Source organism: Enterobacter cloacae complex sp. S3 (assembly GCF_014930495.1).
In the GTDB taxonomy this organism is placed as follows: domain Bacteria; phylum Pseudomonadota; class Gammaproteobacteria; order Enterobacterales; family Enterobacteriaceae; genus Enterobacter; species Enterobacter asburiae_B.
The window spans coordinates 1-313 of the sequence record NZ_JADBRD010000076.1; the positions used below are offsets into that span (position 1 = coordinate 1).

The following is a 313-nucleotide window of genomic DNA, read 5'->3' on the forward strand; positions in this document are numbered from 1 at the left end:
GATGTTTCTTTCGATTCATCATCGACTTGCGAAAATTTGAGAGACTCGAACACACATAACATGTGTGTCGTTTCAATTTTCAGCTTGATCCAGATTTTTAAAGAGCAAATATCTCAAACGTCACCCGAAGATGAGTTTTGAGATACTGAGGCAGGTGACTTTCACTCACGAACCAGCAAGTGGCGTCCCCTAGGGGATTCGAACCCCTGTTACCGCCGTGAAAGGGCGGTGTCCTGGGCCTCTAGACGAAGGGGACGTGTAAGTCTCAATCGCAAGACGCCTTGCTATTTACTTTTCATCAGACAATCTGTGT

General features: G+C 46.0%; 1 tRNA gene. It reads right to left on the minus strand.

Annotation, left to right across the window (positions count from 1 at the left end):
- Positions 1–180: 180 nt before the first annotated feature.
- A tRNA-Glu gene (locus IM317_RS23295) sits at positions 181–256 on the minus strand.
- Positions 257–313 lie beyond the last annotated feature (57 nt).